Origin of the sequence: Mucilaginibacter sp. cycad4, assembly GCF_034263275.1 — a bacterium.
Classification (GTDB): Bacteria; Bacteroidota; Bacteroidia; order Sphingobacteriales; family Sphingobacteriaceae; genus Mucilaginibacter.
In genome coordinates this window covers 985788-1010905 of the sequence record NZ_CP139559.1, presented here as the reverse complement: position 1 = coordinate 1010905, position 25118 = coordinate 985788, and the positions used below count along the sequence as shown (strand labels likewise).

Here is a 25118-nt window from a genome sequence, read left to right as displayed (position 1 = left end):
GTAATTTGCTTTTAAAAATACAACTGCACCATTTTACGCCAGTAACGGGCGCGGTGAGCTTCCTCGTGCCAGATATACAGGCTGTTTTGGATGCCTTTGCCGGCCAGCACCGTACTTAAATATTTGTTATCTTCTAAAAATGCATCTTCTTCGCCCACGGCCAGGATAATTTGAAGGCGCTTGATCTGGTCAATAATTTCGGGACTGTGCAGATCATTTAAAAACTGGTTGGGCATATTGAAATATACATTTTCGTCGCGGTACCCATCAAGCAGGTCGCGAAAATTGCCCATGGCCTGGGTAATATCATAACGACCGCTCATGCCTACCACCTTAACAAATACCGACGGATGTTTAAACGCAATATTAACCGCGTGATAAGCCCCCATACTGCAACCTGCCGAAATAATTGAGCCTGCCGCGTTAAGTGTTTTCATCAATGGTACTACTTCCTGCAAAATGTATTGTTCATAATGAAGGTGCCTTTCCATACGGTGATAAGGGTGACTGAACTCGTTGTAAAAACTTTCGAGGTCGATACTATCAACACAATAGACCTGCAGGTGCCCGGCTTCAATTTTGCTGCGTAAGGCTTCAATTACTTTCCAGTCCTCATAATCATAAAACCGGGCTGTGCGGGTAGGAAAAAATAAAACAGAGGCGCCCGCATGGCCGAAAACCAGCAATTCCATATTACGCTGAAGCGACGGACTGAACCACTTGTGGTACTCTCTTTTCATCTTTTAAACCGCTGAAAGATGACAAATGCGTGTAAACCCTATATTAAGCTAATTTGATACTTTGTGGCATTCGCTGTAAAACTGCACTTTTCCACAAATTGTAACCGGCGCTGCTCAAATGCAAACCATCTTTATCATAATATTCTCGTATTGGTTTACCGGAAGCATCTATCATCTGATTAAATATATTGATGAACTGCCAGTTTTTATGGCGGTGTATTATCTCGTTTTCAATTAAGCTGTTGGTGTACCTGTATTTTTCAACAATAGGCCAGCGGGCAAGGCTTGGCTTAAGCGATATATAATAGCAGGGAATATTACCAAAAAGCCGCTCCACCTCAACAGTAAGCTGCTTAAAAAATATAAAAACCTCTTCGGGATTGCGGCCATCGCCAAGATCATTATCGCCTGCATACACTACAATGGATTCGGGATTATAGGAATGCATTATACGCTCAAAAAACCACACACAAGCGGCCAGGGTCGAACCTCCAAAACCAAGGTTAACGGGCTGCATATCATCAAAATCAGCATCAAGCGTATTCCATAAACGAATGGATGAGCTTCCGTAAAAAATTACCCGCGGCACATAATTAAGTTTCGTTCGCTTAATTTCCAGCTGCTTCACATCCTCTTCGTACCAAATCATATTCTTTCTGTAGTAGGGCCGTATTAATTTAAGCGCTAAAGATAATACAATAGCCCTAACTTAATGTAACTATGATAAAACAATGGTGTTAAAATTACAAAAATGATTATTCTGCCGCCTCTTCACCTTTGGTGCCCAGGTCAACAATATCACCCGCTTTAAAAAGGATAGCCTGCAGCGTAGTACGCCAAACAGGCTTTTTGCGCAGTAAAAACTCAAGGTCCATACCAAAGTGCTTAAACTCCTCCTGCTGTGCATTTTGCATAATAGCTTTGGCCTGGTTATCTTTTTCAACCGAGATCCGCTGCTCGTACCAGTTTATAGCTTCAGCCTCCTCGGTTAATGAAACTATCATCCGGGCAAAGGTTCGGGTTTCGTCGGATAGCTCATTTGCCGGTTCGTGATATTGATCAAATGACATAATACTTTTTTAGGAGATAAGTATTATGTAAACGTTTTTGTTTTAAGTGTGTAAATATTTAGAATGGTTATTAAGCCACATGTTTCCTGATCTTGATATTAACCAGTTTTGATGTCGGTGTATTGCTTTGCTCGGCAACGCTGTTAATGGGGATCAGTACATTGGCCTCGGGGTAATAGGTAGCTGTATTACCTTCGGGGATGTTGTAGGGCACAACTACAAACAGCCTCGCTACCCGTTCAATGCCATCATCGTAATTAAACAAATCAACTTTTTCCTGCGCACTGAAACCGGCTTTTTGCATATCGTTTTCGTTCATCAAAATTACCCGGCGCTCGTTGTGAATACCCCGGTAGCGGTCATCAAGACCATATATGGTTGTATTGAACTGATCATGACTACGGATAGTGGCCATATGGTATTCGCCGGCTGCCAGTTCATGCCTGGGCAACGGGGCGATATTGAAAGGCACAACGGCGCCATTTTTTTCGGTGACAAACTTACCCTCCCGTGCAGCATTGGGCAGGTAAAAACCGCCGGGCAAACGAACTTTTTGGTTATAATCCTCACAACCGGGAATTACTTTGGCTATTGCATCGCGCACAGCATCGTAGCTTTGGGCGTATTTATACCAGTCGACAACCGAGCGGTTACCTAATGTGGCTTTCGCGAGGTTACAAACAATCTGGTTCTCATTCATAAGATGTTCAGATACCGGTTTCAACATCCCTTTTGACATTTGGACAACCCCCATGGAATTTTCGCAGCTTATAAATTGCTCTTCGCCATTTACCAGGTCCTTATCACTTCGTGACAGTGTTGGCAGGATCAAGGCTTCCTCACCATGCACCAAATGACTGCGGTTTAATTTGGTTGATACATGTACCGAAAGCTTAAGTTTACGCATGGCCTGCGCCGTAAACAGGGTATCCGGCGTAGCCGAAAGGAAGTTACCGCCCATGGCAAAAAACACTTTAAGTTTGCCTTCGTCCATAGCTTTGATGGATTCGACAACATCATAACCATGCCCCCGCGGAGGCTCAAAACCAAAAACCTCTTTGAGTTTATCCAACTGTTTAGGCTTGGGTTTATCCCAGATCATCATGGTACGGTTGCCCTGTACATTGCTGTGGCCGCGCACCGGGCACAAACCTGCACCGGGTTTGCCAATGGCGCCTTTAAGCATGGCCAGGTTCACAATTTCTTTTACGGTATCCACTCCGTTTTTATGCTGGGTGATGCCCATCGCCCAGCAAATAATAATGCGGCTCTTATTTTCAATCAGATCAACTGCCTGCTCAATTTCGTTTAATGTTAAACCGGCAGCTTTAGCCAGATCGTCAACCTCATATTGGTTCAGGCTCTCTAAAAAGGCTACATAACCGGTGGTATTCTTTTTAATAAATTCGTGATCGAAAACGCTGCCGGGATTTTCCTGCTCGGCTCTGTACAACAGTTTTTCCATGGCTTTTAGCAAGGCCATATCGCCGTTTATTTTTACCTGCAAATACAGATCGGCCAGTTGTGTTTTGATACCTAAAACACCTTTTATCGTTTGCGGGTTTTTAAAGCCCATTAACCCGGCCTCGTGCAGCGGATTCACTGCAATGATCTTTGCGCCTTTCTCTTTAGCCTTTTCGAGCGCACTAAGCATCCGGGGGTGATTGGTACCAGGGTTTTGCCCCATAATGATGATCACGTCAGTATCGTAAAAATCATTAAGCGTAACGGTACCCTTGCCAATACCAATAGTATCTGCAAGGCCAACACCGGTACTTTCATGGCACATATTGGAGCAATCGGGCATATTGTTGGTACCAAACTCGCGCACAAACAACTGGTACGTAAATGAAGCCTCGTTACTGGTACGCCCTGAGGTGTAAAACGCAGCCTCATCGGGTGATGCCAAAGCATTAAGCTCATCTGCTATTTTTTTAAAGGCGAAGTCCCAGCTTACCGGAGTGTAATGAGTGGCGCCCTTAGCAAGATAAACCGGCTGGGCGATACGGCCTTTTTTGCCTATTTCGTAATCGTTAAGTTTAGCGAGATCCGCCACAGAATTTTCGGCGAAGAACTCACCGGTAAGTTTTTTAGTCGTAGCTTCTTCGGCAAGCGCTTTGGCCCCATTTTCACAATATTCAGCAATTGGCGAACGGTCGTCATCAGGGTCGGGCCAGGCACAGCCTGAACAATCAAAACCACCCTTCTTGTTCATTTTGAACAGTCCCTCCATACCCCTTACTGCTCCGGTTTCCTTGAGTATATCAACCATGGCAACTGTTACAGCAGGGATCCCCGCTGCCCAATCTTTTGGATGTGTTATTTTCAGGCCGAGCAGTTCTTCGGGGTTTTCAGCTGCAGGTTCCTGTTCTGTTTGCTTGCTCATTTCTTTTTAGCCGCTAAGGGATTGGGGTAATTATCGCTCTGATCTTCGGCCACTTCATCCAAACACGTAAAATCTTTTTCAACCAATAAATGCAAACTTCCATGTTTACCTGCATAACCTACCTTATCATCGTCGGCAAAGCCGGCAACCATAGCTTTTGGTGCATATAGTGTTATGGCATTCTCCTTATAGGTTGCCGAAAGGTGCTCATCATCAACCAGCCTCAAAGCATAAATAAGCTGCTGGCTGCCAAAATCGACCGTTTCCCGCACATAACCCTCTTCGGCTAATTTGGCTACATCAGTTTTAGTAAGCCTGTATCTAAGCGAATTACCCTTTATCCTTATTTTCATTAGTATCAATCAGTTTATGCCGATGGAGACGTTAGTACAGCCTCATCGGCAAGGACCATTACGCGGTGCGAGCCTGTATAAATATTAAAGCGCTCATCGCGTAAAAAGCCAATTAGTGTAATATTAAATTCGTTTGCCAGCTCTACCGCCAGGCTTGAGGGAGCGCCTACTGCGGCGATGATACTGATACCTGCCATGGCGGCTTTTTGGACAAGCTCAAAACTGGCCCTACCGCTCAACATCAATACTGTTTGCTGCAATGGCAGCCAGTTATACATCATGGCGGCACCTATCAGTTTATCTAACGCGTTATGCCTGCCTACATCTTCCCTCAATAACAATAACTCGCCCAATGGGGTAAACAAAGCCGAGGCGTGCAAGCCTCCCGTATCATCAAATACGCGCTGATGACGGCGCAAAATCTTCGGCAACTGATTAAGTACAACACTGTGGATCACATTGCCATCATCTGTACCGGCGGTAAAACTGCTTACCGTACGGATGGCGCTGATAGAACCCTTACCGCATACACCGCAGCTGCTGGTGGTATAAAAATTACGTTCGGTATTTTGGAGGTTCGGCAGAACGCCCTCCTCCAATGTCACCAGTATCGTGTTATCCTTGTTTTCGGCACAGGCTATAAAGCTATGCCTGGCCGATTTTACCTCATCGCCATTTTTAATAATGCCTTCGGTAAAAAGAAAACCTGTTGCCAGTTCGGAATCGTGCCCCGGTGTGCGCATGGTTACTGAGATGTTACGGACCTCTCTGGTGTCGGCAGGGCCATATTTCAGCTTAATTTCCAGGGGTTCTTCAATGGCAATACTATCCTCTTCCCTGGCGCTTTGGTTAGCCTTAACTTTTACTACAGGGATATGGATAACTGATGACGAAGACATATTCAAAGATACAATTTATAGCATGGTTTGTTTATGCGAGTTTACCTGTAGAAGGCAAGTTCAAGCGTTTGCGTTTGAATTATTTTTGAGGCAAGCGTCCACATAATAGCCGTTAACTTAGATCAGAAGAGGGTTAACAGGGTTAACAGAAATCTGAACCATATTTATACATTAAATTGACAATCAACATATTAAATAAAAAACAGTATTAACACGTGCAAACCCCGGCAAGGTCAAGCGTTCACACTTAAGTTGCAGGAAAGTAAGCGTGGACGCCTACTTTTTGTTTAGGTTCAAGCGCAGACGCTTAAACCTGCTAATGTTAAATTTAATCCTTTGCTCATTTTGTAAGCTAATTTGAATATTTTTGAGATATGAAGATCAACATACTGGCTTTTGGAGTGGCTAAGGAGATATTTGGAAGCAGCGAAGTTAGCCTGGAAATGACCAACGATGCTACTATCTCCAATTTAAAATACCTGCTTGAACAGCAATATCCACGTTTAAAACAGCTTTCATCATACATGCTGGCGGTAAATAACGAATACGCCCTGCCCGGTGATACCATCCACGAACGCGATGAGATTGCGATCATTCCGCCGGTAAGCGGGGGGTGATCAGTTTGCAGTTTTTAGTGGGCAGTTTGCAGTTCCTAACAGCCCTAACAAATCTATTTGAAAGAATCAAACTAATACGCCAATACAATGTCCATCAGAAGCGCAACGCTTACCGATCATATTTCAATATCAAACCTGCTAACGCAATTGGGCTATCCCGGCACTGAAGATTTTTTGCCGGGAAACCTTGAAAAAATGCTGGGGCAATCTTCATCACGGGTTTTGGTTTATGAAAATGACGGCGAGGTTGCGGGGTTCATCGCTATTGATTTTTTAACGCAGCTGGTAGTTAAAGGCGATTTTATCCGCATCAGCTGTTTTTCTGTAGATGAAAACACGCGTGGTAAAGGCATTGGTAAAGCCCTTGAGGATTATATTACTGAGCTCGGCAAAGAGCACAATGCCGACCGGATAGAGGTACATTGCCATACACGGCGTGTTGATGCACATCGTTTTTATTACAGGCAGGGCTATTCCGAATCGCCTAAATACCTCATGAAATCATTGGCAGATAAAATATAGATTTGCATTGCTATGAAAACACAGATCCTCCTATCGGCCCAAACACTGGAGATCCAATCATGTATCGACTGGATCATGTCGCCCGAATCCGGGGGGATAGATGTATTTATTGGTACCGTACGCAATGCAACCAAAGGGAAAAAAGTTTTAAGGCTCGATTTTGAAGCTTATGAACCTATGGCCGTCAGCGAAATGAACAAGATTGCTGCCCGGGCCTTTGACCGCTGGCCGGTGCAAAAAATATTGATCCATCACCGTACAGGTTTGCTGAATGTTGGCGAAGTACCGGTTGTTATAGCCGTATCGGCGGCTCATCGTGATGCTGCCTTTGATGCCTGCAGATATATCATTGACACACTTAAACAAACCGTCCCCATCTGGAAAAAAGAAAGCTTTGAAGATGGCGATGTATGGGTGGCAGCACATCCTTAGGATTTCGAATTTGGGATGTTCGATTTCGGATTTTTGATTTTAAATTAGAACGAACCGTCATCCTGAACTTGTTTCAGGATCCCACAGGACATGTATACGCCATACTCTTATCGCCTACTTAGCAAGTGGGGTGCTGAAATAAGTTCAGCATGACATAGGGGGAAACTATACCTTAAAAAACTAAAATTTCAATTCCGAAATCGAAAATCCGAACTCCGAAATCAAATCATCTAATCATCACTCCACTCTTCCAATCCACCTTCCAGCGAAAACACATCTGCTTCGGGGATCATTTTAAGGATCAGCTTTACGGCTTCGTCGCTTCGTTTGCCCGATGAACAGTAAAGCACTTTGGTATTCGGGCTGGTAAAGTAGGCCAGGTATTCTTCTACTTCGTCAAGAGGGATATGCGTACCGCCAATGTCATAGGCTTCGCGCTCCTGGATGGTACGCACATCAATAAGTTCTACGGTATCATCCAAAAGAATCCGTTTTTTTAGTTCATCAGCATTAATGGTAGGAATGGTAATGGTTGTTTTTAACCTGCGGATATGCGTTTTAGTAACCGGGCCGATCTTAAAGATGCGGCTTTGCATGCTTTGCGCATCAAAGATGAGCACTTTACCAGCCAATAATTCGCCTGTTTTGGTAATATATTTGATCACTTCATTGGCCTGCATACAGCCAATGATACCGGCCAGCGTAGGGACTACCCCGCCTTCAGTACAGTTAGGGATCTGGGTGGCATCCACTTCGGGGAACAGATCACGGTAATTGGGTGAATTTGCCCCTTTAGGATTGCTGACGTTCCAAACCGCAACCTGCCCTTCAAACTGGTAAATAGCACCGTATACAAGTGGTTTACCGGCCAAAACACAGGCATCATTAAGCAGGTAGCGGGTTTCAAAATTATCGGTGCCATCCAGCACAATGTCGTAGTTGCTGATCACATCCATCACATTATCGGATGTTATTTTGATAGTATGAGGCGCAAGCTTAATACCCGGATTTTGCGCCTGCAGGCGTGAGCAGGCCACTTCAGCTTTATTTTCGCCCTCATCGGCAGGGTTATATAATACCTGGCGGTGCAGGTTACTTACCGATACCAGGTCGAAATCGGCTATGCCTAATGTGCCAATACCCGTTGACGCCAGGTATTGTGCAGCCGGGCAGCCTAACCCTCCTGCCCCAACAACCAGTACACGGGCTTGCTGCAATAATTGCTGGGCTTCCTCACCAAAACCAGGCAGTGCTATCTGGCAGTTATATCGTTGTAAATCCTCATTCATTAGTAGCAACTATTTTATGGTGGATCATTGATTTTACTTTCTCCAATTCTTCGGGCGTGTTTACGTTGGTCAGCGCCTCCTGTTGTGGGGCGTTTAACAATGTAATATCACTATTGATCAAAACCTTGCGCGGACATGAATATCCCTGCGCCAAAAAAGATAACAGTACGGGGTAGCTTTTGGGCTCCCATATGGCTATCAAAGGTTCAGGGAAATCGGTTACCGGGCTATGATAAGCCGTAGCCACCGACGAGCTGTTTCGCCACGCCACTAAATTACGAAGCGTACTTTCATCCATCAGAGGCAAATCGCAGGCAATTACCAGCCAGGCAGCATCCGGCTGTTCGCGAAAAGCCGAAAGAATAGCCCCGTAAGGGCCCAAGCCTGTAAATGTATCCTCAATAACCGGATAAGCCGGGTCAATTTCCTGCTGCTGGCCCGGGCGACCGGAGATATAAACTTCCTTACAAAAGTTTTTAAGCAGATCGGCCATATAATAGCGTTGCTGCTTGCCGTGCCAGTTAGCCGCTCCTTTATCAAAACCCATTCGGGTACTTTTACCGCCGGCCAATACCAGTCCGTTTAAAACAGGTTTGGCCTGTTTTAACGCCGCTTCAAAAAAGGCTACGATCTTTTCCCGTTCATCTATTTTTAAAACAGGGACCTGTTGCCAGTAAGGGATAACCTCCTGTATAAAATCAGGGATCTCACTTGCATTATCGGCTAGCAGAAAAAGCTGAACATTATTGAGCTGACCTATCCTTTTTTGCAGCGAAGCTTTTTTATTAACGTCGATAATAACTACCTGGGCCTTAGCCTGCTGATGATTGCCGTTAACTAATACCAGATCGGCAGATGAAAATTGCTGTTTAAGCTGGTAGGGATATACCGGGTTTTGATAATTGAATTGCTGATAGTTTACCTGGTCGGTATATTCGAGCGAGGCACCGCTCACCAATCTGCCGGGCAGCAAAGTTATATCATCGTTATGTGACATATCCACATAAGCACATTTATAAACCGGCGAAAGTGACCGGATCACATCATCGGCTAATAATTTGATCACTGTACAGGGGCCACCCAAAATTGCCCATTCGTTACGGCCAAAGTTACCTGTGGAAGGCCTGGCAAGTTTGGCGTGTTTTTTATGTGTGCCTGATGGCTGGTTATGATCTTTTAAAGTCACGTTTACCTCCTGTTTTTGAGATCAGTTTGGTTTCTTTTATCACTATATCATGGCTCATGGCCTTGCACATATCATAAATGGTAAGTGCTGCTATTGAAGCGCCTACCAGTGCTTCCATTTCAACTCCTGTTTTCGCGGTGATGCTGGCGGTACAATCAACCACTACCTCCTGCTGTTCATTTATCCGGATAGCAACATTACAGTTATCCAAACCCAGCGGGTGACAAAGCGGGATCAGGTCGCCCGTTTTTTTGGCAGCCATAATACCGGCAATAATTGCCGTTTGAAAAACCGGGCCTTTTTTGCTCTGCAATTCATTCCCTGCTAAAAGTTCAAACACTTCAGCCGGCAAAGCAACCACGCTGCGAGCAGTAGCGGTGCGGTGTGTAACCTGTTTTTCAGTTACATCAACCATATTCGGATCGCCTTGTTTGTTTATGTGGGTTAACATTATGAACCTTTATTTACTTGATTATTTGTCTGAACCTGGATTTTAAGGATTTTTTTGATTACAGGATTTATTTTGTCGCCCAGCGATTATTATTTATCAAAATCCAATAAATCCTAAAATCCTACAAATCATGGTTAAAGCTCCAAACCTTAAACACCTCCCCTGCTTTAAAATTATTCTTTTCAGGCGGAAGTTCTAAAAAGGCTTCGGTATCTGCTAAGTTAGCAAAATCACCCGAACCATTTCCCTCAACAGGGGTAGCTATCAACTGGCCCTGATGGTTACTTTGCAGCTTTACCTGCAGATAGTATTGCAATGCCGGTTGAAACGTAAAATTTTTCCCTAATACCGCATATGTTGTGGCTTTTGCGGGTAAACCAAGTGTTGCGTTAAGCCATGTTAAAAAGTACCGGTGCAGGCACATGAATGTGGCTACCGGGTTACCGGGAAAGGCAAACACCAATGACACCAATGGCCCATTGTTATGCATGCCAAACCAAAAAGGCTTGCCCGGGCGTTGGGCTACTTTATGAAACAGTTTTTCAACCTTTAGGTCCTCAAGTGCCTGGGGGATATAATCAAACTTCCCCATTGAAATACCACCACTCAGCAGCAGCACATCATAGTTTTGCAAACAGTGTTGGATCTTTTCGCTGGTAACAGCTGGCTCATCAGGGATATGCAAAATATCGGCATCAACACCATGCTGTTTTAAAACCGCCTTTACCATATAGCTGTTTGATTTGCGGATCTGGTATGGCAGCGGCGTTTCGTGCACATCAACCAGTTCATCGCCCGACGAAACTACTACCACCCGCGGCATCTTTTTAACAAGCAGGTGGGTTTTTCCTACTGATGCCGCCACACTGATGATAGCTGGGCTTACCAACTGACCTGATGTTGATATAACATCATTTTGTTTTTTATCAACGCCCTGCAAATGCAGGTTCTGCCCTTTTTTTATGTCGCGGGTATGTACGCTGGCCGACCCGGCGATGATCTCCACATCCTCATAACGGATCACTGTATCAACCGAAGCAGGCAATACAGCACCGGTCATGATCTCGATGCATTCGTGGGCCCCATTGATCTGTACGGGTTCGTCACCGGCGGCCTGGGTTGCTTTTATATGGAAAATAGTGGTACCGTTTTCAATGGCTTCATATTTTACAGCTATGCCATCCATGGTTACCCGGTTAAAGGGGGGCAGGTCGCGGTCGGCCTTCAGGTCTTCGGCCAGCACATAGCCCAAAGCCTGTTCAAACGGGAGGCTTTGGGCACCATAATCCCTCATTTGCGCCAGTACCAGTTTTTCAGCTTCTTCAACCGTTGTCATATTATATATAGTTTTTAAACTACCCGCCAATGGTGGCCATTGATTCATGGATGCCGGTTTTGGCTACCCGCGCCCGCTCGGCTTCCCAGCCATCTGCCGGGCGATGGCTAAAAGCATTTAACAGGGCATCCTCCAATACTTCGTCAGAAGCCCCCGCACGCATCAGATCTTTTAAGTTAAGCACGCCATCATCATACAAACAGGTTTTTAATTCGCCCTGCGGTGTTATTCGGATCCGGTTACAGCTACCGCAAAATGTACGCGAATAAGCGGCTATAACACCAATAGTACCCTTATGCCCCGGGATCTGATAATTGTATGAAGTAGAATAAGCCGGATCATCCAGCTTTTTTATTTGCGGATATTTGCCTCTTATTTCATCTAAAATGCGCACGTAGTCCCAGTGCAATCCATCATATACATGGCCATCGCCATTAAAAGGCATCTCTTCAATGAACCTGACACTTACCGGCAGCTCTTTAGCCAGTTCAACCAGCGGGATAATATCCTGAATGTTCTTGCCATCCATCACTACTGCATTGATCTTTACTTCCATATCATTGCTCAACATGGCATCCAAGGCAGCCATCACACTGGCAAATTCGTCGCGGCGGGTAATGGTAAAAAAGCGGTTGGCATCCAGCGTATCCAGGCTCAGGTTTACTGATCGTACACCTATCTTTTTCAGCTCTGGCACATAAGGTGCCGTCAGTACGCCGTTTGTGGTAAGGCCCAGCTCTTTTAAGCCATCCAGTTGGGATATGCCGGTGAGCAAATGCATAATATCTTTGCGTACAAAAGGCTCGCCCCCGGTAATACGGATTTTTTCGATACCCATTTTCACCAGTAAGCGGCAGCATTGCAGCATTTCCTCATAGGTCATGAGCTCGGTACGTGAAAGCCAGTTCAGGCCATCCTCCGGCATGCAGTAAAAACAGCGCAGATTGCACCTGTCTGTCACCGCGAGGCGCATGTAGCTTATCTTCCGTCCATGATTATCTGTTAACAAAATATAGCCCGTTTATCCTGTAAATTTAATTAATAACAGCCATTACACTTTTAAGTTTATGCATGGCAATTGTAAAAATAAGCATTACTATGCTGGGGGATGTTTACGAAATGTATTTTTATTTCCTTTGTTAGTGATATATCTGATCTCAAATAAAATTATAAAAAACTTTGCTGGCTTATACTCAGTTTGTAACAAGCGCATAAAACACAAAAAATCAAATTGTTATAAATGCACGGTTCTAACTAAAACTTTAATTAAACTATTACCGTATTAAGACAAGCATCCGCCCGAAAGAAATTATTAAAAAGGGAGCCCTGAGCCCTAACCAACATAAAACACAGGACCGGAAGCTGTAAAATAGTAATGCATGACAATTAACCAGGCATTACAGCAACAGTTATACTAACACCTAATGTAACAGTTATAAAAAATGACAGGGATTATTATTCTGGCAGCAGGCGCATCAAATCGTTTTGGCTCACCCAAGCAAAATCAAATTTACCAGGGTAAAACCCTTTTACAGCGGGCAATTCAAACTGCACTTACCTGCCTGCATTGCGAAAAAGTTATGGTGGTGCTGGGGGCCAATGAAGGATTAATCCGTCCCAACATAGATGAACAGCTTGTAGATGTTACCTATAATCCGCATTGGAAAGAGGGAATGGGCTCGTCAATAAAAGTTGGTGTAGCCGAAATTTTGCGGCTCGAACCACGTATAACCACAGTGATCCTGATGCTTTGTGATCAACCATTTGTTGATTCATTCCTGATATCACAACTAATGGAAAAAAAGGAAGTTAATGACTGTGGCATCATTGCCTGCGGCTATCGTGATGTTTTGGGCGCCCCGGCTTTGTTTGATATAAAATATTTCCCCGAACTACTTAGCCTGCAAGGGCCCGAAGGTGCAAAAAAAATCATTGAAGCGCACACCGATGATGTTTTTATACTTCCTTTTCCGCTGGGGGCCATTGATATTGACACAGCCGACGATTTAGAAAGGCTTAACCAGGTAGGATAGGAAGATAATTAAGCCGAAGCAACCAGTTTATTTACGCTGCGATATATAAACTCGTTAAAAATATGCCTGCGGGCAAATCTGCCGGGCGAGTCGGCGTTGATCAGTTTGATATAAACCGCTTTGGGCACACCAAAATATTCATACACATTACCATCAAGGAAAGTTACTTTCAGTACCTGTTGCTTGTACTCAAAATCGGCTATGTTTGATAATGTAGTGGTAGCTGTATAATCAGGTAAAGTTTGGGCGCGGGTTTCAGGGGCAATACTTACCAAAAAGTGATAAGCCTCAATAATTGTTTTGCTTTTCTCTTCAGCTTCTACCCTGCTCTCATCCTGGAACCTGTCGGGATGCCATGTTTTCATCATGCTTTTATAAACCGAACGCAACTCGCTTAACTCTGCATTTTCGGTCACGTTCAGGAGTTTCCTGAAGTCGCCAATTTTTTTCATTGTTTATTTAATTCTTTTTTTATTGTCGATGAAGGGATTACAGGCAAAACCAGGCTTAACACCACCATGAAAATAACGGCGCGAAGGTACACTTTTTTAACGAGGAAAAATAGGGAGTTTTATTTATTAAGCAATAATGATATGGAGTAAATATTAGCTAAAACTTTTATTAACATTCAAACTAATTTCATACCCTGTTTGCAGCCTTAATTTGGCAGCACAAATGAATAAAATACGGTGATAGCTGTTTAAATTATAAACTGTATTTTTGCGGGCTATGAAGTTTCCCAAATTTGCCGATCTCATATTGTTTGAGAACGATGACGTTATTGTTGTGAACAAACCGCCTTTTATAAGCTCGCTTGATGAACGGGGCGAAGGCAGCAGCGAGATCAGCATGTTAAGGCTGGCTAAGGCTTATTGGGATGACGCGCAGATTTGCCACCGCCTGGACAAGGAAACATCCGGCGCGCTTATTTTTGCCAAAAATCCCGAGGCTTACCGGTCGGTTTCTATTCAGTTTGAAAAACGTAAGGTTAAAAAAGTATACCACGCCGTTATTGACGGTACACATACTTTTGATAACCTGCTTGTTGATTTGCCTATATTAAATGTTGGCAAGGGCAGTGTAACCATCAGCAGGCAGGAAGGCAAACGTGCAGAAACCTGGTTTCAGTCGTTAAAATATTATAAACATTACACTTTGGTTGAATGCCGTCCTGTCACAGGCCGTATGCACCAGATCCGGATCCACCTGGCTACACAAAGGGCCTCTATAGCCGGCGATGAGATGTATAAAGGCGAGCCTGTTTTTCTCTCCAAAATAAAGCGCAAATACCATTTGGGTAAAGATCAGGAAGAGCTGCCCATCATGAAGCGCTTTGCCCTGCACGCCTATGAAGTAACATTTCGTATCAATCCCGAAACCGAGGTTACCATTCATGCTCCATACCCGAAAGACTTTGAAACGCTTTTGAAGCTGCTTGATAAGTTTGACAGTTAAAATTAAATGGTATAAAGTGTTTGAAATTAACATACGCCAACGTATTTTTATGCTCCATGCCGCGTAGCTTAAAAAAATCCCTCTTCTGTATTTTGCTGATAATATCTGGTGTGAGCTATTCAAAAGCTGATCCATATATATATCTTCCGGAAGACAGTCTTGTTCATTTTTTAAAGATCCAGAACAGGGACCTTCAGGATAAAAAACTGGTTAATTATATTAAGCTCCGTTTTCAGCAAGGGCCCGAAAATACTATCCCGCAGGGTAAAAATGAAGTTTATAAAGAGCTTGATAAATACGATGTGGGCGACAGGGAAGCTTTAAAATACTTTATTGAAAGCATTATTCAAAAACGCTTTTTAAAGCTCACTGAAGCTGAAAGCGCAATGGTTAAAGCCATTAACCAGGCATCAAAGAACAAAGCCGATTTTTTGCTTTATTCGTTTATCAGCCATCTTGCTTTTATTCAAACCGATAAAGGCAACCCTATAGGCGCTATATACAGTTACGGCCTGGCTCAAAAACAAGCTTTAAAACTTAATGACCCGCTATTGCAGGTATTTCTGAATATTAATATATCCGATCTGTATTACAAGCTCAACCTGTATACCCAGTCATTGTATTATCTTAACCAGGCATTTCATATCAAGGAAGAAAATAAGATCGGGGACGACAGGTTTTACACGATAATAAGCTATAACAAGGCCGAAAACTTTTTCAGGATGAAAAATCTTGATTCGCTGCAGCGATGTCATGATGATTTAATGGGGCCAAACAACAAAAGTTATAAACTATTCAGCTACCAAAATCGTACAGCCTATTATATATCGTTGTTAAAACATGATTATAACAAAGCGATAACACAAATCAAAAGTCTTCAAAGTGACAAAAGGTATGTGCCCAACGATGTTGAGAAACAAAACCTGGCCGATGCTTTTTACCTGAACGGGCAGCCGGATTCGGCAAGCTTTATAGCTCACCAGTTGCTTGCTCTTCCATATTCTGATAATCACCCCGAAATAAAGCATCACCTTTATCAATTGCTGGGAAAAATAGCCCGGGACAAGGGCGATTACAAACTGGCTGCCGAGAACTTTGACCTTGCATTAAAACAATCAGAAGAAAGCCTGAATAATACTACGCAGGTGGGCAATGTATCGGCACAAATAAAAATTGATAAAATTGAAACCTCGTTTACTGATACTGCCGAAAAGTACAGGCGCGAACGCCTTATCTTAATCCTCATCAGCATTACCACAGTTTTCATGTTTGCTGTTATTGCCCTGTTATATCGCAGTGCCAGGCAAAAACGGCACTATGAAAAATTATTATACGATACCAAAAAACGCGAGCTGGCTTTTATCAACTCGCACGAGGTACGTAAACATCTAACCAATGTATCGTCCTAAAATAAGTTTACAGTTTAATTGATTAATCCTGCTATAGGTTTACATTATTGATTAGTCCTAAAATAGGTTTACAGATTGACATTTTTTGAATTATAATAACTTTTCCAATTTCGCTGTACAGATAGGTTATTTTGATGTACGATCTCAGGTGTAAGCATATTGCAACTCATGTGAGGCCTTAGCTTATTATAAGTGTTTACAGACTTAGCTAAAAGTTCCATAACCTGGTTTTTATCATTAAGTATATGATGTTCCAGGTACTCCTGTTTCATTATTCCATTTATCCGTTCCGCTACTGCGTTCTCTAAAGGGTCTCCGTTTTCGGTCATGCTGATGATTATTTCATTGTCCTGTAATAGCTTTACATAATCATAGCTACAGTACTGAACACCTCTGTCTGAATGATGTATTAAGCCAGTCAAAGGCTGGTCACTTTCTTTAATGGCCATTTGTAAAGCACTAAGTGTGTGAACTGCATCCAGTGTATCAGCGGCATGATAGCCGACGATCTTTTTACTATAGGCATCCGTTATAAAACTGATATAAACGAATCCCTTCTTTGTCCTGTAGTAAGTGATATCTGACACCCATATTTCGTTCACTTTAGTCGGAATAATTTCTCTTATGCAATTAGGATATTTTCTTAGCCAATGAAAAGATTGAGTAGTATGTATGCGCCGCCTTTTCTTTCTAACTAACAAGTAGTGAGCAGCAAGCAGATCAAAAAGCGCATCCCTGCCCATTTTTATCCGGTGCTCAAGCAAAAAAGGCTGCAGCAAAACATAGAGTTTTTTACCGCCAATAATCGGATGTATGGCCCTTATTGCCCGGACCTCATTTAATAATATTTCCTGCTCAAAGCTTATCGCTTCTGTCTCCCAAAAATGCTGGTAATAGGCCTGCCGGGTAACTCCAAGTAAACAACAGCACTTCACCAGGCTCATCCCAGGGTAGCTGTCTTTAATCTCACGGATTACTTGGTATCGGACTTTTTTCGGATATTGATCTTAAGATCTCTTTCGGCCACTTCTATCATTTTACGATAAAGCTCCTTCTCCAGCAATGCATCTTCAAGTTGCTTTTTTAATAACTTAATTGATGCGCTGTTTTCGGCCGGGACATCCTGATCTTTCTTGGTTGGCATATCATTCGAAGATACATAAATTGTTTTCTTCATCTCCAATCCGAATGATTTGAGCCAAAACGCAATACGGCTATTGCCTAATTTGTATTTCCTTTCAATCGTTGTTCGGCTTTCCTGACCTTCTAAATATTCTTGACAAACTTTACGCTTAAACTCCTCGCTGTACTGGCTTTGCCATTTGCTGCCATACACTTTTGAATATCTTTCCATTTTTGTTTACTGTTGTGTAAACCTATTTTAGGACAAGACACAATATATTAGGCCTTGTTGAGCTGATGAGCGAAAGCAAAGACAAAAAAGAGGAGTTTTTACAGGTTGAAAAGCACCTTTATGATTCGGCCACCAGGCTTGATGACGCTATTAAGAACATCTCCGAAAAATTAAGCGACTAACTTACTATATCAATAATTTTTATCTTAGCCTTATTGGGTGGGGATAAGTAAATCTGCTTGTGTTAGGCCTGCAGGGCCATCCTGTTCAAGCACATTTGCATTATTGATAAAAAACGCCCCTCATTTATTTCCGAAAATATGAAATTGTTAAAAACGCAGTTTTACAGATTCTTTTTTACAGGTTTACAGCTATAATTAACATGTTATTGAAAAAAAATACAAAATTTCTTAACATTTGTAATGAATTTTGTAAAAATAATTTAAATTCGCCTTAATAATTATTGAGATTAATACAAAAACTATAATTAGAACCCCAACTTTACAAATTAATTAAAAAATGGCAACGAAACTCGAGTACATTTGGCTTGATGGCTATAAACCAACACAAAGCCTGCGCAGCAAAACAAAAATCGTTAAAGAATTTAGCGGTAAAGTAGAAGATTTAGAAAACTGGAGCTTTGATGGTTCTTCAACTGAGCAGGCACCAGGTGGTTCATCTGATTGTATCTTAAAGCCAGTTTTTGTTGTTCCTGATCCACAAAGAAAAAGCGCTTACTTAGTAATGTGCGAAGTATTAAGTGCAGATGGCAAACCACATGAATCAAACGGCCGTGCTACTATCGCTGATGATGATAATGATTTTTGGTTCGGTTTTGAGCAGGAATACTTCCTGTGGGATCCATCAACCAGCAAACCACTTGGTTTCCCGGCTGCTGGCTACCCGGCTCCACAAGGCCCTTACTACTGTTCAGTAGGTGCTAAAAACGCTTTCGGTCGCGAGATTGTTGAAGAGCACTTAGATGCTTGTTTAGAAGCAGGCTTAAACGTTGAAGGTATCAACGCTGAGGTTGCTGCTGGTCAGTGGGAATTCCAGATCTTCGCTAAAGGCGCTAAAGAAGCTGGTGACCAAATCTGGGTTGCACGTTATTTATTAGAGAGAATTGGCGAAAAATATGGAGTTGCTATTAACTGGCATTGCAAACCACTTGGTCAATTAGACTGGAACGGTTCTGGTATGCACGCTAACTTCTCAAATACTACTTTACGTACTGCAAACAGCAAAGAAATTTTCACAGCTATCTGCGAATCTTTCCGCCCTGCAGTTGCTGAATGTATTGCTGTTTACGGTGCTGACAACGATCAGCGTTTAACCGGTAAACACGAAACCGCTTCTATCCATGACTTTAGCTATGGTGTATCTGACCGTGGTGCGTCTATCCGTATCCCTCTGTACGCTGTTGACCACAACTGGAGCGGTTACCTGGAAGATCGCCGCCCTAACTCTGCTGCCGATCCATACAAAGTTGCTGCTGTTATCATCAAAACTGTAAAATCAGCTAAGCTTTAATCCCCCTAATAAATAGTTATTATTTAATCCCCCGGCTTTATAAACCGGGGGATTTTTTTTGCACTACAGTCAATTTGTCAATTATATAATTAATCAAGCCATTAGCTTTATACATTCTAAGTTCAGTTCTATTTAGCAACGTTGTTTTTGGCAGAAGTATCTTTTAAATATTGAATATAATCACCCGTGGTAACCTCATGGTAAGCAACTACAGGTAAATTATAAAGATACATCCAACAATTTATTATATCGTTAGCGGTGTAGATCCCCACCTTCTGCCTTATATATTCCTGTGGATGATGGTATAACTTGCCGATACCTTCATAATCGTCAATGACTTTTAATATAGCTTCGGGATCATCCATCATAAAAATACTGCCGTAAATGTAGCGTTCTTCAGTACTACCGATCACAGCGCCGGGATACTCGCCGATATCATAAAGCCGCCCTCTTATTTTCCCATCACCTATAAATTTGCAGTGTTTATTAAGATACGCTGCAAACTCATTACCGGGCTGCAGCAATGTACCATAAACAAATAAAAATTGACTTGTTGTTTCCATAAATAGCCCAAACAAAGGTAAACGCTATTGCGTATTATACACGCACAGGCTATTTTTTTATAGTTTAAGCCATAATAGCTATCTTGCTGCACCTTAACCGGCCATACTTTTATACCATGAACGAAGAACAGATCAAAGCATATATTGAGCAAAATGACATCCAGAAAATAAAATTCGCCTTTGCCGATATTGATGGCATTTTGCGCGGAAAGGTGATCCACCCTAAAAAATTTATTGATGGATTACAAAGTGGCTACGGCTTTTGCGATGTGGTTTTTGGCTGGGACAGCAGCGATGTTTGTTATGATAACGTGCAGTTAACCGGCTGGCAAAGCGGTTATCCTGACAAGCTTTGCCGTATTGACCTGTCGACCCTGCGTAATGTGCCATGGCAGGATGATATCCCCTTCTTTTTGGCCGATTTTAGCAAACCCGACGGCAACGATCTGCCGGCTTGTCCGCGTAGCCTTCTCAAACATATCAAGGCACAATGTAATGATATGGGCTACCACGCCGAGTTTGCTCAGGAGTTTGAATGGTTCAATTTTAAAGAAACCCCGCAATCCCTCGCCGATAAAAAGTTCACCAATATTGAACCGCTTACACCGGGCATGTTCGGCTATTCTATATTGCGTACATCAGAAAACAGCGATTTTTATTACGACCTGTTTAACCTGCTTACCAAATTCAATGTCCCCATTGAGGGCCTGCATACTGAGACCGGTCCTGGAGTATATGAAGCTGCCATACTGCATGATGAGGTTTTAGCTGCCGCTGATAAAGCAACCCTGTTTAAAACCGCTGTCAAGGAAATAGCTTACAAACATGGCATCATCGCATCATTTATGGCCAAATGGACTGAAACGCTGCCCGGCTGCAGCGGCCATATCCACCAAAGCCTGTGGACTAAAGACCAATCAAAAAATCTGTTTTACGATGCCAGTGATGTAAACAAAATGAGCGACCTGCATAAGCATTACCTTGCAGGCCAGCTATATTGCATGCCTCACCTGCTGCCGATGTACGCACCAACCATCAATAGCTATAAACGCCTGGTTGAGGGCGCCTGGGCGCCAACTACCATTACCTGGGGTGTGGAAAACCGTACTACCGCGTTACGTGTTATCAATACCACCGAAAACTATACCCGCCTGGAAACCCGCATCCCGGGCTCTGATACCAACCCTTACCTGGCCATGGCTGCAGCGCTGGCATCAGGCCTGTACGGCATTAAAAATAAGCTTGAGCTAAACATTGAGTCAACAACAGGCAATGGCTACCAGGACAAAAGCAATGGCGTACTATGGCCAAACCTGCATGCCGCCGCCACAGCCATGCAAAACTCCGATATTGCCAAAGAACTCTTCGGCGAAGGTTTCGTTGATCACTTTACCCAAACCCGCCTGTGGGAATACCGCCAGTTTGCCAAAAGCGTTACCGACTGGGAGTTGAAGAGGTATTTTGAGATTATCTGAACCGGAACCGGGATTTGGGGGGATTTTTCAGATTTATAGGATTTTGATTTGCATGAGGGCAAAGATTGTTATGCTGATGGCTCTTCTAGTTTGTTTTCAAAATGAATCAACTTAAACATACCGATATAACTGGTAAAATAATTGGCTGCGCCATGCAAGTGCATTCTACCCTGGGTAATGGCTTTCAGGAAGTCATTTATCAAAAAGCTTTGGAAATTGAGATGGCATTAAACGGCCTTGTATTTGAACGGGAGAAGGAGATGCCAATCTATTACAGGGATTTTCATATTGGAACACGCAGGGTTGATTTCTTTGTATCCTGGATGATTATGGTTGAATTGAAAGCCATCATCCAACTGGAGGATGTTCATTTGGCACAAGCTTTAAATTATCTGGAAGCTTACAATGTAGAGATCGGTTTATTACTAAACTTTGGAAGTAAATCATTAATCGTAAAGCGGCTTCTAAACAAGAAATATAAACCCTAAAGATAAAATCCAATAAATCCTAAAAATCCGTTTAATCCCGGTTCAGAAAAAAGGCCGTAAGTCAAAATCCTAAAAATCCCCCCAAATCCCGGTTCAGAAATTAATAATATATTTACACCCTTAATTATAAACCGAATGCTGCCATTGGCGTAACTTTGCCGGCAGATATATACAAATGGACTATTCTTTTATTATCCGCAAGGCCTGGGAGGGGTATGACGCGTCAAAAACTATCCGCGATATTGAAGATATCAGCGCTATGGTTTCAACCAATCACGTGTACCGCATTACGTTTGATGACGACGATATTATCATAGCCAAGCTCTCGTACTTTGGCAAGTTCGAACATTTTAAGGAGGATCACCGCATTATTCAAACACTGGCAATTAACCTGCTTTACCCGTTTGAGAACTTCCTGGCCCGTTCTTTACAAAAAAACAACCGCGTTTACATCTATCACCATAAACACGGCAAAACCGATGCCTGGGTGGTTTTCTATAACCCTACACGTATTTTACAGCGCCTGCCGCGCCGGCTGGATGAAAACCATATTAAAAAGCTTGGCCAGCAGGTTGGCAAGTTCCATAAAGCCTGCTCAAGGGTTAAAAATGTATTGCCTAAATCATCAAAAACTTTACGTACCGATATCTGGACACTGCAGCAACAGATTGAGACCGACCCAAAACAATTTGGTACCGGTATGCAGGCCGACTTTTTAAAATACCACTGCGAAACCTTTTTAAAGAACCGCTCCAAATACAATATGAGCTCGTTCGAGATCATCCCTGTATTTATCGACTGGAATATCGGTAACTTTTCGGTAACGCCTGATCTTGAGCTGTACTCGCGCTGGGACTATGACTGGTTCAGGATGAGCTACCGTTTACTCGATTTCTATTTCTTCAGTCGGGTAGTTTCTGATATTGGCGACCGTACTGTGTTCAGCTACGTGATTAATACCATGATGGAAGACCGTTTTATCATCTTTTTAAAAGAATACCATAAAGTTAACCCGCTCACTGCCGATGAGATCCGCTTTTTAAAAGAAGCTTATCGATTTTTTATCCTGAATTACGTAATTAAAGATGGCAAGCACTTTTTCAGCGAACAATACGCCAAAAAACTACAGGCTGAGGCTTTCGACATCTATTTACCATCGGTAGACAGGGATTTTGATGCCGAAAAGATCATCGGGGCCTTAAAATTAAAATAGGTTAGCTATCTTTCGGGCTGATTTTATAAAAAGCCCTAAAAACAGATAAGTATGACCAGGATAGACAACTTTAAATCCATAATTGATAAATACGAAGTTGTTTTTTTTGATGCTTTTGGGGTTCTGAAAAACTATGGCGGCCTGCTTCCTGGCATTGAACGTACTTTTTCTTACCTGGCAGAACAAGGCAAGGAGTATTATATTGTAACCAATGATGCTTCACGAAGCCCGGCGCAATTAGCGGAATCTTATACCACCAAAGGATTGACAGCCATAACACCCGACAGGATCATATCATCGGGCATGCTTACCAAAGAGTATCTTGACCTGAAGGTGAACGACGGCATTGTAGCTTATTTAGGTACGCCCGATTCTGCCCATTACATTGACAGCTCGGGGCTGCATACGTTGCCTATCAGCGAAGTAAACGAAAGCAATATTGACAGGGTTAATGCGCTGGTATTTTTAGATGATGAAGGTTTTGACTGGGGACGTGACCTGAACAAATCAGTTAACCTGATGCGTAAACGTACTATTCCGGCCATTGTAGCTAATACCGATCATGCCTATCCCCTAACCAAACATGATGTATCCATAGCAATAGGTGGTTTAGCCAGTATGATAGAAAAAATTGTAGGTAAAGAGTTCATTCGTTTCGGTAAACCGGATTCGCAGATGTTCATGTTTGCCTATGATCTGCTCCGCGAGCGCAGGCCGATCAGTAAAAGAGATATTGTGATGGTAGGCGATACCCTGCAAACAGATATCTTGGGCGGTAATAAATTTGGTTTGGATACCGTACTGGTGCTATCCGGTAATACCCAGGCCAAAGACGCCGAAAACCGCATCACCGCCACCGGCATTGTGCCAACTTATATCTGCGATTCGGCAGTGGTCGAAGCTGGTGGATTGGGATTTTAAGCTTCCAAAACATGTCATTGTTAATGAGGTCCTCCCCTTCCTTTCTACAAATCCTATCAATCTTTCTACGATAACTATTTATTCAGAAAAAGATATTTTAAATGTATGATTTACATTTATTTTTACCAACTTTGAAATCGCTAAGGTATAACTGTCTACCTTACATGTATAAGCCAATTATTACCTGATTTTAAACTAATGGACACTAATTTTGATCTTAAAGAGCACCCTCACAGTAGGTTAAACATTTTAACAGGCGACTGGATCCTGGTATCGCCGCATCGTACAAAACGCCCGTGGCAAGGCAAAGTTGAAGCTACGCAAGCCGACGACCGCCCGCAGTATGATCCGGCCTGTTACCTGTGCCCCACAAATAAAAGGGCCGATGGCAGCGAAAACCCTGATTATAAAGGGAGCTTTGTTTTCACCAATGACTATTCATCACTATTGCTGAACACGCCCGATGGCGGTTTAAATGAAGATGAACTACTGGTAGCTAACAGCCAGAAAGGTATTTGCCGCGTAATCAGTTTTTCGCCAAAGCATGACCTTACCCTACCACAAATGACCACCAAAGAGATCAGCAAAGTGGTTGACGTATGGCAGTCGGAATTTGAGGACCTGGCTTCTTATCCGTGGATCAAACACATCCAGATCTTTGAAAACAAGGGCGATATCATGGGCTGCAGTAACCCGCATCCGCATGGGCAAATCTGGGCGCAAAACAGCCTGCCGGTTGAAGTAGCCAAAGAAACCCAGCAGCAAAAGCTTCATTTTGAGCAAAAAGGAACAAGCCTTTTAGCCGATTACCTCGCATTGGAACTTAAAAAGCAGGACCGCATAGTTTTTGAGAATGAACATTTTGTTGTGCTTGTGCCGTTTTGGGCAGTTTGGCCATACGAAACTATGATTGTAAGCAAAAGGCATATAACAAGCATTTTATACTTTACAGAGCAGGAAAAACATGCCCTTGCCGACGCTATCAGGAGGCTCACCATCAGGTATGATAACATGTTTGAAACATCGTTCCCTTATTCGGCGGGTATGCACCAGTCACCGGTTAATTCGGGCGATCACCCCTACTGGCACTGGCATATGCATTTTTACCCGCCGTTGTTGCGCTCGGCCACGGTTAAAAAGTTTATGGTAGGCTATGAGATGCTTGCCAATCCGCAACGCGATATCACAGCAGAGTTTGCTGCTGAAAAATTGCGTGGTTTAAGTGAGATCCATTATAAAACGAGGGAATAATGAAAAAACGCTATTTTTAAACCAAACTATAACCAACCTATTTATGAGAAACTTAATTAAAGGTATTTCTTTAACAATTTTACCTGCTTGTAGCCTATATTTGGCTGCCTGTAATCAAAATTCAACCTCACAGAAAAACACTACT

27 protein-coding genes are annotated in these 25118 nt (G+C 42.9%); 12 read left to right on the top strand and 15 right to left on the bottom strand.

Going from position 1 to position 25118, the window contains the following annotated elements; translation table 11 throughout:
• Window positions 1–11 precede the first annotated feature (11 nt).
• The 6 genes from SNE26_RS04240 to fdhD all read right to left on the bottom strand — a co-directional run bounded on the left by SNE26_RS04240 (window position 12) and on the right by fdhD (window position 5448).
• A complete protein-coding gene (locus SNE26_RS04240) occupies window positions 12–740 on the bottom strand; it encodes an alpha/beta hydrolase-fold protein (RefSeq protein WP_321558126.1) in 729 nt (242 codons plus the stop codon).
• Window positions 741–783: 43 nt separating this feature from the next.
• Window positions 784–1389 (bottom strand): GDSL-type esterase/lipase family protein, encoded by a 606-nt coding sequence (locus tag SNE26_RS04235; protein ID WP_321558125.1) that lies wholly within the window; start codon window positions 1387–1389, stop codon window positions 784–786.
• A 106-nt stretch (window positions 1390–1495) separates the two neighbouring features.
• On the bottom strand, window positions 1496–1810 hold the full coding sequence (locus SNE26_RS04230) for a hypothetical protein (protein ID WP_321558124.1): 315 nt from the start codon (window positions 1808–1810) through the stop codon (window positions 1496–1498).
• A 70-nt stretch (window positions 1811–1880) separates the two neighbouring features.
• Window positions 1881–4196, bottom strand: coding sequence for an FdhF/YdeP family oxidoreductase (locus SNE26_RS04225; RefSeq protein WP_321558123.1), 2316 nt, complete (start codon window positions 4194–4196; stop codon window positions 1881–1883).
• On the bottom strand, window positions 4193–4549 hold the full coding sequence (locus SNE26_RS04220; RefSeq protein ID WP_321558122.1) for a hypothetical protein: 357 nt from the start codon (window positions 4547–4549) through the stop codon (window positions 4193–4195). The genes SNE26_RS04225 and SNE26_RS04220 overlap by 4 nt, the downstream gene beginning before the upstream one ends.
• 14 nt (window positions 4550–4563) lie before the next feature.
• Window positions 4564–5448, bottom strand: coding sequence for a formate dehydrogenase accessory sulfurtransferase FdhD (gene fdhD, locus SNE26_RS04215; RefSeq protein ID WP_321558121.1), 885 nt, complete (start codon window positions 5446–5448; stop codon window positions 4564–4566).
• A 374-nt stretch (window positions 5449–5822) separates the two neighbouring features.
• Between fdhD and SNE26_RS04210 the strand changes: the two genes are divergently transcribed.
• The 3 genes from SNE26_RS04210 (at window position 5823) to SNE26_RS04200 (ending at window position 7019) form a co-directional block, all read left to right on the top strand.
• Complete coding sequence (locus tag SNE26_RS04210) at window positions 5823–6065, top strand: MoaD/ThiS family protein (RefSeq protein ID WP_090526447.1); 243 nt, start codon at window positions 5823–5825, stop codon at window positions 6063–6065.
• An 87-nt stretch (window positions 6066–6152) separates the two neighbouring features.
• Entirely contained in the window at window positions 6153–6587 is a 435-nt protein-coding gene (locus SNE26_RS04205; RefSeq protein WP_321558120.1) for a GNAT family N-acetyltransferase, read from the top strand.
• Window positions 6588–6599: 12 nt separating this feature from the next.
• Window positions 6600–7019, top strand: a complete 420-nt coding sequence (locus SNE26_RS04200; RefSeq protein WP_321558119.1) for a molybdenum cofactor biosynthesis protein MoaE — start codon at window positions 6600–6602, stop codon at window positions 7017–7019.
• 230 nt (window positions 7020–7249) lie between these two features.
• Here SNE26_RS04200 and SNE26_RS04195 read toward each other — a convergent pair whose 3' ends face one another.
• From SNE26_RS04195 to moaA, 5 genes are all read right to left on the bottom strand, one after another.
• Complete coding sequence (locus SNE26_RS04195; protein ID WP_321558118.1) at window positions 7250–8308, bottom strand: HesA/MoeB/ThiF family protein; 1059 nt, start codon at window positions 8306–8308, stop codon at window positions 7250–7252.
• A complete protein-coding gene (locus SNE26_RS04190; RefSeq protein WP_321558117.1) occupies window positions 8301–9494 on the bottom strand; it encodes an NTP transferase domain-containing protein in 1194 nt (397 codons plus the stop codon). Before SNE26_RS04190 ends, SNE26_RS04195 begins: the two co-directional genes overlap by 8 nt.
• Window positions 9475–9945, bottom strand: coding sequence for a cyclic pyranopterin monophosphate synthase MoaC (gene moaC, locus SNE26_RS04185; RefSeq protein WP_321558116.1), 471 nt, complete (start codon window positions 9943–9945; stop codon window positions 9475–9477). The genes SNE26_RS04190 and moaC overlap by 20 nt, the downstream gene beginning before the upstream one ends.
• Window positions 9946–10066: 121 nt before the next feature.
• Window positions 10067–11281 carry a molybdopterin molybdotransferase MoeA gene (locus tag SNE26_RS04180; RefSeq protein ID WP_321558115.1) on the bottom strand — a complete coding sequence of 405 codons (1215 nt, stop codon included), beginning with the start codon at window positions 11279–11281 and terminating at the stop codon, window positions 10067–10069.
• 19 nt (window positions 11282–11300) lie between these two features.
• The gene (gene moaA / locus SNE26_RS04175; protein WP_321558114.1) at window positions 11301–12290 is read right to left on the bottom strand and encodes a GTP 3',8-cyclase MoaA; all 990 of its coding nucleotides are present in this window, start codon (window positions 12288–12290) and stop codon (window positions 11301–11303) included.
• 433 nt (window positions 12291–12723) lie between these two features.
• Here moaA and SNE26_RS04170 point away from each other — a divergent pair, with 433 nt between their 5' ends.
• Complete coding sequence (locus tag SNE26_RS04170) at window positions 12724–13314, top strand: nucleotidyltransferase family protein (RefSeq protein ID WP_321558113.1); 591 nt, start codon at window positions 12724–12726, stop codon at window positions 13312–13314.
• Window positions 13315–13322: 8 nt separating this feature from the next.
• Here SNE26_RS04170 and SNE26_RS04165 read toward each other — a convergent pair whose 3' ends face one another.
• Window positions 13323–13766 (bottom strand): KTSC domain-containing protein, encoded by a 444-nt coding sequence (locus SNE26_RS04165; RefSeq protein WP_321558112.1) that lies wholly within the window; start codon window positions 13764–13766, stop codon window positions 13323–13325.
• Between the two features lie 277 nt (window positions 13767–14043).
• Here SNE26_RS04165 and SNE26_RS04160 point away from each other — a divergent pair, with 277 nt between their 5' ends.
• Together SNE26_RS04160 and SNE26_RS04155 are read left to right on the top strand one after the other, a co-directional pair.
• Complete coding sequence (locus SNE26_RS04160; RefSeq protein ID WP_090526425.1) at window positions 14044–14769, top strand: RluA family pseudouridine synthase; 726 nt, start codon at window positions 14044–14046, stop codon at window positions 14767–14769.
• A gap of 110 nt (window positions 14770–14879) precedes the next feature.
• Entirely contained in the window at window positions 14880–16178 is a 1299-nt protein-coding gene (locus tag SNE26_RS04155; protein ID WP_321558111.1) for a hypothetical protein, read from the top strand.
• Between the two features lie 68 nt (window positions 16179–16246).
• On the opposite strand, the gene SNE26_RS04150 is transcribed toward SNE26_RS04155, so the two are convergent.
• Window positions 16247–17122 carry an IS3 family transposase gene (locus tag SNE26_RS04150; RefSeq protein WP_321554928.1) on the bottom strand — a complete coding sequence of 292 codons (876 nt, stop codon included), beginning with the start codon at window positions 17120–17122 and terminating at the stop codon, window positions 16247–16249.
• A 29-nt stretch (window positions 17123–17151) separates the two neighbouring features.
• The gene (locus tag SNE26_RS04145; RefSeq protein ID WP_321554927.1) at window positions 17152–17532 is read right to left on the bottom strand and encodes a hypothetical protein; all 381 of its coding nucleotides are present in this window, start codon (window positions 17530–17532) and stop codon (window positions 17152–17154) included.
• A 519-nt stretch (window positions 17533–18051) separates the two neighbouring features.
• Between SNE26_RS04145 and SNE26_RS04140 the strand changes: the two genes are divergently transcribed.
• Window positions 18052–19062, top strand: coding sequence for a glutamine synthetase beta-grasp domain-containing protein (locus tag SNE26_RS04140; RefSeq protein WP_321558110.1), 1011 nt, complete (start codon window positions 18052–18054; stop codon window positions 19060–19062).
• A gap of 128 nt (window positions 19063–19190) precedes the next feature.
• Here SNE26_RS04140 and SNE26_RS04135 read toward each other — a convergent pair whose 3' ends face one another.
• On the bottom strand, window positions 19191–19625 hold the full coding sequence (locus SNE26_RS04135) for a gamma-glutamylcyclotransferase family protein (protein ID WP_321558109.1): 435 nt from the start codon (window positions 19623–19625) through the stop codon (window positions 19191–19193).
• Window positions 19626–19741: 116 nt separating this feature from the next.
• On the opposite strand from SNE26_RS04135, the gene SNE26_RS04130 reads away from it, so the two are divergent.
• The 5 genes from SNE26_RS04130 to SNE26_RS04110 all read left to right on the top strand — a co-directional run bounded on the left by SNE26_RS04130 (window position 19742) and on the right by SNE26_RS04110 (window position 24973).
• On the top strand, window positions 19742–21100 hold the full coding sequence (locus SNE26_RS04130; protein ID WP_321558108.1) for a glutamine synthetase family protein: 1359 nt from the start codon (window positions 19742–19744) through the stop codon (window positions 21098–21100).
• Window positions 21101–21201: 101 nt separating this feature from the next.
• Window positions 21202–21588 (top strand): GxxExxY protein, encoded by a 387-nt coding sequence (locus SNE26_RS04125; RefSeq protein ID WP_321558107.1) that lies wholly within the window; start codon window positions 21202–21204, stop codon window positions 21586–21588.
• A gap of 175 nt (window positions 21589–21763) precedes the next feature.
• Window positions 21764–22801, top strand: a complete 1038-nt coding sequence (locus tag SNE26_RS04120) for a hypothetical protein (protein WP_321558106.1) — start codon at window positions 21764–21766, stop codon at window positions 22799–22801.
• A gap of 51 nt (window positions 22802–22852) precedes the next feature.
• On the top strand, window positions 22853–23722 hold the full coding sequence (locus SNE26_RS04115; RefSeq protein WP_321558105.1) for an HAD-IIA family hydrolase: 870 nt from the start codon (window positions 22853–22855) through the stop codon (window positions 23720–23722).
• A 198-nt stretch (window positions 23723–23920) separates the two neighbouring features.
• Window positions 23921–24973, top strand: coding sequence for a UDP-glucose--hexose-1-phosphate uridylyltransferase (locus SNE26_RS04110; RefSeq protein ID WP_321558104.1), 1053 nt, complete (start codon window positions 23921–23923; stop codon window positions 24971–24973).
• Window positions 24974–25118: the final 145 nt, after the last annotated feature.